Origin of the sequence: Kitasatospora sp. NPDC091257 (assembly GCF_044757675.1) — a bacterium.
Classification (GTDB): Bacteria; Actinomycetota; Actinomycetes; order Streptomycetales; family Streptomycetaceae; genus Kitasatospora; species Kitasatospora lactacystinica.
The window spans coordinates 1-8,350 of the sequence record NZ_JBIVVI010000283.1; the positions used below are offsets into that span (position 1 = coordinate 1).

The following is an 8,350-nucleotide window of genomic DNA, read 5'->3' on the forward strand; positions in this document are numbered from 1 at the left end:
GTGTAGTAGTCGGGGGAATCGTTCCAATGCAGGGTGACGTGGTGTTCGGAGGCCACGCCCTGACCCTTGGGCCCCATCGGCCGGATGTCGATGGTGTCCGTGGCCGTGCCCTCGAAGGTCTGGCCGTTGAAGACGATGCGGCTGGCGGGGACGGCGGCCTCGGTGCGGACGGCGAACCCGTCCATCGAGACCAGCAGGGGCTCCCCCGCCGCCGACCGGATCGCGCTCTCCTCGGGGTCGACGTCGACCAGCAGCCCCCGCAGCGGGGCGATGGAGAGCGGGGCGGGCAGCTGGACGCTGAACTCCGCCCAGTCGATCGCCGGTACGCCGTCGCGGCCGGTGCCGAACTCGACGGTGAAGCTGATGAACCAGACCTTGATCTTGGCCCGCCCGCCGATCGGCGGCCCCCACAGGTCCAGCTCCACCCCGACTTCCAGCGAGACCCGGACCCGGATGAAGAGCACCTTGACGGTGGCCGCGACCCCGATGTTGAGGCCCATCGACAGGTCGAAGTAGAAGGGCTTCCACTGCACCAGCGCGTCCAGCCAGGCGGTGAACCAGGCCTGCAGCTGGATGCCGTGGCCCTTGTCGTAGTTCGCGGACAGCTCGCCGCCGGCCATGAAGGCGCCGTCGGTCAGCGCCGCGTACACCTGCCCGCGGATCGCCACCGGGCCGATCGCCCACCGCCAGCCCACGCGGGGCGGGTCGGGGTAGTAGTCGGGCTTCTTGAAGTTCTTGTGGTAGCCGCCGAGGGTGAAGACGAAGCCCTTGCCGCCGCCGAGGGCGGTGCGGTCCTGGCCCCAGATGTAGAGCGACAGGCCACCGGTGAGCTCGGCCGCCGGGTCGATGACGTACGAGCCGGGCGCGATCACCGCGTCCATCGAGAAGAGGCCCTGATCGTGGTGGTAGCCGATGGCCAGGTCGATGACGATCCGCGCGATCGGCTTCTTGGCGGCCTTGCTGCGCGGCAGGTCGATGGTGGTACGGCCGATCAGCAGCACCTTCCAGGACTCGCCGCCCTCCACCAGCAGCAGCGCGCGCGAGCGCAGGAACTCGAACGAGCTGAACTCGATCCCGCCCGCGCCCCAGTACTGGCCCTCGCGCGGGGTGATCCAGCCGCCCGGGCCGGCGAGCTTCTCCAGCACCTGTGCGGGCGTGTCGCCGCTGCCGACGCCGTCCAGCCGGTTCACCAGCGGGAACTCGCCGACCTGGTCGATCGTCGGGGTGCGCACGGTGCTGTTGACGCCGAAGCCCAGCGAGATGGCGATCACCCGGAACGGCGGCGGCCCGAACAGTCCCTGCTCACCGCCGGAGATCTCGCCGAACAGGAACAGTGACGACCAGCCGTCCACGGCCTTGGCATACGACCCGGCGGCATTCAGGGCGAAGAACCCGGTCTCGATCGCGGCAAGCCCGACGAACTGCTCCTTGAGCCCCGGGGCGACCTCCGAGCCGGTGCGGCGCTCCACCATGCCGCTGATCCTCAGCGGCGGTTTCTCCAGCTGCACGCCCGCCCCGCGCAGCCGGGGCGCGACGTCCAACTCCCCGTCGATGCCCAGTCCGAGGCCCATCAGGATCAGCCGCACCGGGCCCACTGACAGGACGGCGTCGAGGGCGACGAAGATCTGCCCGTCCGCGAAGCCGATCCCGATCCCGGAGAACCGCACCGGGCCGAACACCAGGTCCAGCTCGCGCGACCAGCCCTCGTCCGCCGTGCGCACGGCGAGCGGGCCGAGGGGAACAGCCACGAGCGCGCCGCCCGCACCTGTGGTGATCGGCAGGACCAGCGGGACCTGCGACACTCCACCGATGCTCAGCTCGATCTGGACGGCGGTACCGGGCCCGGCCGCCCGATCGGCGGCGAAGCGCGGCAGCCTGCGCTCCGCTGCGGAATCGGCCTGATCCAGTGCGGAGTTGAGCAAGGCGGCCTGGTCGGCGGTCCAGCCGGTGGGCGTCGAGGTGAAGACGATGGCGTCGAGCACCAGGTCCGCGCCGGGCGGCATCGCCTCGCCGACCAGCGGCAGATCCGAGGCACGCGCGCCGAGCCGGGCCCGCACCGCGGCGGCGGTGCTGCGGGGGCTGCCGGCTCCGGTGCCAGGACGGCTGGCATAGACCCAGCCTGTGCGTTCGGTCGCGGCCGTCAGCAGGACCTCACCGGTAGCGGAGTCGTAGCGCGCTGACAGGGCCTGCAGTTCGGGTCGCAACGCCTTGGGCAGATCGGGCAGATCAACGCCGAGGGCGGCCATCAGGTCCTGCATGGGAATCCCCTGCTCACTCGCCCACTCGAGGGTGAGCCGCGAGCCCGCGGCGTCGGCGCCGAAGTCCCCCGTGAAGTCCATGACCCGGGGCTCACCGTCGACCTCCACCCCGACCGTCAAAGAGGCCGAGAAATCCACCGGCCGTTTCCCCGAAGGCGGCTTGACGCCGACCCACGCGTCCAACGCGAAGGCCGCGCCTTCCAGCCCGTCGCCCAGTGGGAGCGAACCAGCACACCAGACACGCCCTGACAGGTCCGAGGCCAGCGACAGCGTCACGCGGTCCACTGCCAGACCAGCCACGGCTTGTGGCACAGGCACGCCGAACGTCTGCTCGAACCAGCCTGCAAACCCGGCGAAGTCCACCTGGAACGCGGAGCCTTCCACCTCCCACACCCCATCGGGCCTGCGCCGCCCCTCCAGCACAGCAGGAGTCCCGCCCACGTCGAGCGTGCCCGCCAATGTCACACCGGGGACCGATGTGCCGGTGCCGGCCGAACGCAGCTCCAGTCCGGTCAAGACGACATCCGCAGCCAGGTGCCAGCGCGCATCCAGGGCCAGCGCCAGGGTGTAGGACCTGGACGCCACATCGGCCGAGACGTGGATGAACCTCAACTGGACGCCGGCGGGGTCGATACCGGTACCTGTCAGGGCCCCGTCCCCGATCAGGTCACTGCCGCCCGCAGGGTTCCACAACACCGCCGACAGCCGACCCGCCGGCAGCGCCAACTCACCGTCCAGAACATAGGACCCGCGCACCGTGCATCGCACCCCCAGCGTGACGTCCACCTGCCACGCCCCGGCACGCTCCCGCACCGCGTCCAACCGCAACGGATCGACCCGGTCCAGCTCCACCAGACCCGGGATGAGTGGCCAGCTGGCGTCCCCCTGCAACCGTAGGGCGACGCTCACCTCCTCCAGGCGTCCCAGGTACCGGTCGAACGCCGCGCTCACCGACGTCAGCGACAAGCTGCCCAGCCGGCCGCTGATCTCCTCCGGCAGGCGCACGAGATCCATCACCGACGCGTCCAGGAACGGAAGAGCCGCCAGATCCGCCAGCTGATCGAAGGCCGGGGCGTCCGGGAAATCCCCGGACAGTCCGACGACGGCCGACTGCGCGCCCAGCACCCGCACGGTCTCGCGCCTGGCGGGGCTGCCAGCAGGAAACGCCACCGTCAGGTACACCTCTGGGCGGGCACCGCCCAGGGCGTCCGGCAGCGCAGCGAAGACGACCGACAACGGGTCGAACCCCAGAGGGCGAAGCCTGGTCAGGTCGGTCTGCAGATACTGCGTCTCGATCACCCAGGACGGAGCCTCCACCGCCACCCGGCAGCCCACCACGGACATCCGGCCCGCGTCGGCGGCGAAGTGCACACGCGTCGCCAGCTTCACACCCAACTCCGGGATGTCACAGACTCCCGCCGCCTCCAGGGCCTCACGGTCGAAGACCGGCACGGACAGGCTCAGCCCACCCCCCAGGTACACATCGAACAGGTCGGACACCTCCGGGATTCCGAGCGCCGAACCCGGCAGCTCGAAAACCCCAGACCCGCTCGAGCTGTCGAACAAAGCCAGCAGCTCGGACACAGAAATCGCCACAGCGCCCTCCGGGAAACTCGAGTGAAATCCGCGGACATGCTCAGGAGCCAGCCGGTGGCGGCGCGGCAATCGCGCTCTGCCTGCCCGGCTTCAGAGCGAATGCGGGAGCCTTCTCGGCCGGCGCGTCCGCAGCCAGTGCCGTCAAGGCTGGACCCGTGGGATCGTAGAAGATCTGCGCCCATTTCCCGGTGCCCGGGAACCCGGGGCTGGTGAAGAACAGGCTGAAGAGAGCTTTGCCTGCCATGTTCCGCCCTTCCGCTGCCCACGTGGCGGTGATGGGCTGCGGCGCGAGATCGTGAACGGTGAAATCCCGATCAGGGACCGGCATGCTTGCTTCTCCGGGCCCCTGCAACCAGAAGGACTCGTGGTCGGGGCTGAGTTCGTACCTGCGGGTCAACAGGTCGACCATGCCCTCCCGAGAACTGGCCCGACTGATCGGAGACCTCACATAGGGGTACGCGGTCTGACGCTGCCCGATGATCCCGAACACCGGCCCCGTGAAACTTCCCGGCGGCTCCTTCAATCGGCGGACCGAAAAACTCGGAGCCGACCCACCACTCCGATAGTAGAACTCCGCCCAGTAGCCCCCGGGGCCGGCGAACTCGGGCATCTCCAGGTACAGGCAGAACAACGGCTGCCCCGAAGGCGGCACCGACACCCACGTGGCGGTGATGGGCTGCGGCGCCAGATCGTGAACGGTGAAATCCCGATCAGGGACCGGCATGCTTGCTTCTCCGGGCCCCTGCAACCAGAAAGACTGCAGATTTGAAACGCGATACTTTGCTTCGAGGATGGCGCGCAGGCCGTCAACAGGTCCTGAGATTCCAGCGACGACGTTCATCTGGTCCACGAAGTTCCCCATGGGATTGTGAGGGTGTACGCAGGCGGAAAAGCTCGGAGAGCACCAAGGGATGCCAAGCAGGGCGGACGGCCGGCCTGACCAAGGAGGAGGTCCCCGTTGCGCATGGGCGCGGTTCACCAGTCGGGCAACGACGAACTCGGTCGCTTCCTGAAGTCGCACCCGTCCGCGCTACCGCCTGATCGCTGACGGGTTCGTCGCATCAGACTATGGACGCCAACGCGCTCCCGTCAGCCGGTTCACTCGGACAACGATGTCCTCCCCGGGGCCGGGAAGCTGGCGAGCAGGTCCACGACGGACACCGACATGAAAAATCCCCTCGTTACCGACACGAGTGACGCTGCTGGTAGCGCCCGACCCTCGACAAAACAGGCCAGGCCGGACTCATCGCACCAGGAACCGAGCAGCGGGCATCGACCATCGTCATGGGCCCGCCCGCCTGGCAAGAACCGATCACATCACACATCGTGATCATCCGTCACCTCAAAGCGATATTTCGCCATCCGTGCGGCCGGAATCGGCAGCCACTCACTCCGGAAGTCGGCGAAGGCCGACCCGAACGCGACGCAGAGCACGCTCCCGGCGAGAAGCAGCGGGCCACACCTCGATGATTTCCAGTCGACCTCGATCGAGCCAAAGACTGACGATACGTCATAGCACCTCCGTGACAGGTGATATGACGTAGTCGAGCTGGAGGTGGTCCGTCATGACCCGCTACTGCGTCGACCCCGCTCGACACGAACTCATCGCCACCTGGGGAACCGGCCAAGGCGACCTTGCCTCACGGATCGCCGCCGTCCCGGCCGGCACGGACCTCGCCGCGCTCTCCCGCCTGACTGCGGCCCTTACCCAACTGTCGGCGGCGGCCTGGCGCACCTACACCCACCCGGCCGGCGCCGCCGACTCATTGGAGGTGAACAGCGAGGGCTGGCGTCGGGAAGAGGAACGCAAGGCGTCCGCCGGGGTCGCCGCAGCCGTGACCACGCCGAACCTTCCCCAGGGCGGCTCGGTGATCGTCGAGTACAGCCCGGTGCTGGAGAACGCGCACCGCGTCGGCCGCGCCCTCATCGCCCTGGACAACCCCGAGTTGACCGAGGCGATTCGCGCCGAGACCACGGTGGAGCTGGCCGCCGTCGAAGGCGCCGAGCTCGGCAACCTCACCGGACGGGCGCAGCAGGCCGTGCTGCTCAGCCGCGAAGGCGCCTCCCCCGTCCAGGTCGCCGCCGCCGACCAGCTGCTCCAGGAGGACCCGTTCGGCCCGGCCGCGCTCTACTCCGACATCGACCCCACCGCAGCGGCCGTGGCAGCCGCCCACTGGCTCTACGCCGCAGCCGAAGCCGTCTCGGAGGCGTCCGGGTACGCGCCCACCGAGGTGATCCGGGAGGCGGACAACATCGAGGCACTCCCCCACGCGACACCCACGCTCGTCCTGGAACTCCTTGAGGCCGGTGTGTCCCCCTACGACGCGGTCACCGGGCTCGTGCGCCACGCCATGCGGATCGGGGACGGCGTGCTGCCCGACCCGGCCGCTCTCCGCGAGCAGTTGGAGGAGGCCGAGGAGGTGATCACCGAGTACGCCGACGACGATTCGGAGGAGGCGGACGCCGCGCTCACCGGCATCCGCCTCACCCCGCTGGACCCACGACGCCCCGCCCGCGACCTCCTCGAAGACCTCCTCACCGGCATCAACGGCTGCTGGCTCCTCCACCAGGAATACGCCGAGGACGAGGATCGGGACGACGACGAGGAAGAATCGGACGACGAGACAGCCGAACGGCACCAGCACCACAGCCGCGCCCAATTCGCCGCACTCGTCCGCGCCATCGCCGCAGACAACCGCGACCGACTCGTCTGACACCGCATCCACCCGGCAGCCGACGGCGCTCATACCCGGACCAACCGACGCGCCAGCGTCGACTCCACCCCGTGACAAGCAGCTCCGAGCCCACCCCGACGGCTCGGCACAACCCCGTGAACAATCACAGAGTGTGACGGGCTGCGCGTCAGCCATCCAGCCTCTTCGGCAACTCAGAGCGACGACACTCAACCTGACGGCTATCGAGCGGTAGCCCGCCCAGCCAATCGACACCCGCCCCCCGATCGGCCCGATATTACTCAGAGCAATCACCATAGCTCGCAGCCGACCCCAGCCCGAACCACCGCCAGCGCCACGCCCAGACCACCTCACACCCCAGAGCAGTCAACCCATCGCCTGTAGTGACGCTGCGCGAAAGAATCGGGCCGCTGGGCATGATCCACAAGGCTGCGAGCCGCTCAACGGAGCCGCAGGTGACTTGAGCACACGTCAAGGGATCAGCCCGGGTCAGAGCATCTCCAGGCCCCTTGGTGGTCGCATGGTGGTCCCGGGGACCGCTCCAGGGCGACTGGTGGGATACAGGCCGTTCCCCCAGCTCGATGAAGTGATCGCCATGCGCTCCTCAGCCAAGCGCGGCCGCGTCTACCGCCACTGCGGCTGCCGCTCGCCGACCGCGGATTCGTATCCGGCTACCATCCAGCGGGAGTTGCGGTCGCCCGGCTCGTGGTCGCTCCGGATCCGGCCGGTGAGGCAGTCGCTGACGGCGACGCTGGTGTCTCCGCCGTCACAGGAGTGCCGGGACCAGCCCTGGTGTTCGGCGAGGAAGGCCTCGAAGGCCGCGTTGGCGGTGTCCGAGTGGCCCGGCCCGGCGAGGTAGCCGGGGCGCGCCACGACGTGCTGCTCGCCCTGGGCGGTGCCGTGGCCGGGCTGGTCATCGGCCAAGGGCGGGCTCCGGGCATCGTCGGGCCACCGGGTGGGTGCGCAGGGCGGCGCGGTGGAGCATCGGGATCCGGGAGGCCCGGCGGGTGTAGCGGCCGGGGTCGGTGACGGTGCGCAGGGTGGCCCTGATGACGCTGGTCGGCACGGTGCGGCTGAACTCGGCCGTCCGCCAGGTTGCCTCGTGGCCGCGGGCGCCGGCGGTGAGCGTGTAGGCGAGGTCGCGGGCGTCGCCGTGGCCCTCGGCGGCGCGGTGGATCCGCAGGGTGGCGGTGCCGTCGGGCGCGTCGAGGGTGGGGGTGCAGCACCGGGTGCCGGCGCTCCAGCGGGCGCGGGCTGCCTCCGTGTGGAGGGCCTGGAAGGTGTCGGCGTGGCAGGTGTGGCTCCACAGGTGCTGTTCGCGTTCGGCGTGGGTGGGCTGGCCCGTGCCGTGGGCGAGGCGGCGGGCTGCGGCCATGACCACTTAGGCCGGTGTGGCCGCGTCGAACGTGGCGTTCCAGGCGAGGCCGCTCGGCCGGAGGCGATGGTCCACCGCGGGTAGGTGCTGTCCTCGGTCCGGTCGAGGATCACGACTCCGGTCGCGCTCTCGTGGCAGGCGACCAGGTTGTTGTCCTCCACGGTCAGCAGCCAGTCGTCTCGCCCCCTGGTGAAGGCGAAGAGCGTGTCGAGGTCCTCGCCGGGGCCGGCGAGGTAGCCCGGGAAGACCGCCATCGGCATGTCGTGGGCGTGGGATGGGTCGGTGTGCGTCATCGGGTGGTGGCTCCATCGGGTGGTGGGGCGGCCCCGGGGTGTTCCCGGGCCCCCCGGCCGGGTTCTGCCCAATCGGCCCGGGTTGCCGTCGAGGCCGTCAGGGTTAAATGAAGAGCACACATCTGTACTCCATTC

5 protein-coding genes are annotated in these 8,350 nt (G+C 69.6%); 1 reads left to right on the forward strand and 4 read right to left on the reverse strand.

Translation table 11 applies throughout. The features are described 5' to 3' along the window. Both ACIQOV_RS15635 and ACIQOV_RS15640 read right to left on the reverse strand, forming a co-directional pair. Nucleotides 1–3,923 (reverse strand): DUF6603 domain-containing protein (locus tag ACIQOV_RS15635; RefSeq protein WP_401048858.1); only part of this gene is annotated, 3,923 nt, incomplete at its 3' end. Then, nucleotides 3,895–4,704: a hypothetical protein gene (locus ACIQOV_RS15640; protein WP_401048860.1), complete on the reverse strand. Its 810-nt coding sequence runs from the start codon at nt 4,702–4,704 to the stop codon at nt 3,895–3,897. The genes ACIQOV_RS15640 and ACIQOV_RS15635, both read right to left, overlap by 29 nt. A gap of 715 nt (nt 4,705–5,419) precedes the next feature. Here ACIQOV_RS15640 and ACIQOV_RS15645 point away from each other — a divergent pair. Continuing rightward, nucleotides 5,420–6,568: a hypothetical protein gene (locus ACIQOV_RS15645; RefSeq protein ID WP_401048862.1), complete on the forward strand. Its 1,149-nt coding sequence runs from the start codon at nt 5,420–5,422 to the stop codon at nt 6,566–6,568. A gap of 603 nt (nt 6,569–7,171) precedes the next feature. Here ACIQOV_RS15645 and ACIQOV_RS15650 read toward each other — a convergent pair. Together ACIQOV_RS15650 and ACIQOV_RS15655 are read right to left on the reverse strand one after the other, a co-directional pair. Further along, entirely contained in the window at nt 7,172–7,471 is a 300-nt protein-coding gene (locus tag ACIQOV_RS15650) for a hypothetical protein (RefSeq protein ID WP_401048864.1), read from the reverse strand. Then, nucleotides 7,461–7,928 (reverse strand): hypothetical protein, encoded by a 468-nt coding sequence (locus ACIQOV_RS15655; RefSeq protein WP_401048866.1) that lies wholly within the window; start codon nt 7,926–7,928, stop codon nt 7,461–7,463. The genes ACIQOV_RS15650 and ACIQOV_RS15655 overlap by 11 nt, the downstream gene beginning before the upstream one ends. Nucleotides 7,929–8,350 lie beyond the last annotated feature (422 nt).

What these genes read in the sequence shown, in the direction of transcription:
- ACIQOV_RS15645 (WP_401048862.1), top strand. Translation starts at nt 5,420, where the DNA reads ATGACCCGCTACTGCGTCGACCCCGCTCGACACGAACTCATCGCCACC.